This is a genomic window from Candidatus Hydrogenedentota bacterium (assembly GCA_035416745.1).
Classification (GTDB): domain Bacteria; phylum Hydrogenedentota; class Hydrogenedentia; order Hydrogenedentales; family SLHB01; genus UBA2224.
The window spans coordinates 1-2,094 of record DAOLNV010000075.1 but is presented as its reverse complement, the minus strand read 5'-3'; the positions used below and the strand labels follow the sequence as shown (position 1 = coordinate 2,094).

General features: G+C 58.6%; 2 protein-coding genes. Both read left to right on the top strand.

The annotated features are described in order from the left end of the window. Positions 1 to 1,635 (top strand): phenylalanine--tRNA ligase subunit beta (pheT, locus tag PLJ71_17920; GenBank protein ID HQM50570.1); only part of this gene is annotated, 1,635 nt, incomplete at its 5' end. Further along, entirely contained in the window at positions 1,632 to 1,928 is a 297-nt protein-coding gene (locus PLJ71_17915; GenBank protein HQM50569.1) for a hypothetical protein, read from the top strand. The genes pheT and PLJ71_17915, both read left to right, overlap by 4 nt. The last annotated feature ends 166 nt before the right edge of the window (positions 1,929 to 2,094 follow it).

Genomic DNA, 2,094 nt, shown 5'->3' with positions numbered 1-2,094 from the left:
AACCTGGTTCTCCTTGAAACCGGACATCCGCTACATGCCTTTGATTACAACCGGTTACACGAAAACTGCATCGTTGTGCGCACCGCGAAACAGAATGAAACACTCGAAACACTCGACGGGCAGAGCCGGAAACTGACTCCGGATATGCTCGTCATCGCGGACGCAACCCGTCCCGTCGCCTTGGCCGGCATCATGGGCGGCGCAAATTCGGAAGTGGGGGATACCACCACCGATATCTTCCTCGAAAGCGCCTATTTCCATCCTCCTTCCATCCGGAGCAGCGCCCGCGCCTTGGGCATGAACACCGAGGCATCCCAACGCTTCCAGCGGGGCGCAGACCCCGAGATGGCTGTCTGGGCCTTGGACCGCGCCGCATTCCTCATGAAACAGGTCGCGGGAGGCAGCATTGCCAAGGGCCGCCTGGACCAATACCCCAAGCCCTTACAAAGACCTCCCTTACGCCTGAGATACGCCCGAACGGACCTCCTACTCGGGACCCTCGTGCCCCCTGACCTGCAGAAGGCTATTCTGGAAGGCCTGTCCTTTGCCATAACCCAATCCGATGAAGCCTCTTGTACGGTCCGCATACCCTCATGGCGTCATGACGTGTCTTCTGAAGCAGACCTGATTGAAGAGATCGCCCGACTCTACGGCTATGACCGCATCCTTGCTGCCCTGCCGCCCATCCGCCAGACCGAGCTTGTCTTTGCGCCCGCCGAGCAGACCGTGCGAAAACTTCGTAACTATCTTGTCAATATCGGCCTCACCGAGATAATGTCCATGACCTTCTCGTCTCAACGCGACGTTGAGAACGCCAGTCTTGGGCATGAATGCTCCAAACTTCTGCCTCTCCAGAACCCGCTTTCTGAGAACATGTCAGGCATGCGGACCTCCTTGTTGCCCGGGGTACTGTCGACTATTGCCGCAAACATTCGTACGGGCTCCCATGATATTGCACTGTTTGAAATCGGCCCTGTCTACATTCCCGTGGACGGACGTGACCTGCCCGAGGAATCCTATCGCTGCATCATCGCTCTGTCTGGCACGCTTGGCGGCAAACACTGGTCCGCCCCCCCGCACAAAGCCGACTTCTACAACATCAAAGGACTTGCCGAGGCAGCTTTGGACCACCTCGGGGCCTCGTGGACGCTCGAACCACACGACATGCCCACGTACCACGTGCGTGCGTGCTCGCGAATCCTTGTCGACGGCAAGACCGCCGGAGTGATGGGGGAGATCAACTCCAAGATATTGCAGAAATGGGACATAGACCAACCTGTATTTGCGCTCGAACTCGACCTCCAGTACCTCCTGAGCCTTCCATCCCGGTCTGTGACTTTCGAACAACCGCCAACCCTCCCGCCATCACTTCGCGACATGGCCGTCATTGTTGATAACTCTTTGCCTGCCGAGGAGTTACTAAACACCGCCCGGGCGGCGGGCGGCAAGCTCCTTTCGCGCATTCACATCTTCGACGTCTACACAGGCCCCCAAGTCCCCAAAGGGAAAAAGAGCATCGCGCTGAACCTGATCTTTCAGGCCCTGGACAGAACCCTCACCGACGACGATACTGACAAACTCTGTGATAAAATACTGGCCGCGATACGAAAAAGACATGGTGCTGAACTACGGTGAACCCCTTCGTCCAAAAGAAGTTGGATGACATCGCCGAGCGTCTCGACACACTCGAGGGAATCCTGGCGTCCGCCTGCGAGAAGGTCGACACGGCGGACAAGCGGAGGCAAGACGCGCTCCAGTCTCAACTCAGCCAACGGAAGGAACTCGTCACTCTCCAGCACAAAGCCAGCGCCTACGACGCACTCCGTTCCAGACACGACCACATGACCACGACGCACGACAGACTCCACGAGGGGCTCCGCCAGCTCCTGGCCCTGACAAAAGCCCTCGCGGCCGAGCTGCGCCAATGACCCGCCGCGCCACACACCGCACCAAGGTTGCTGGCGTAACCCTCGACCTGCCGATCCATCTCGACCCGGACACAACAGAGGACCTCGCCAGCCAAGTCACCCAGCGTGTCCGCGAAATCGAAGCCAGCAGCACCAGAATCGACACACAAGCCTTCGCCCTGACCGC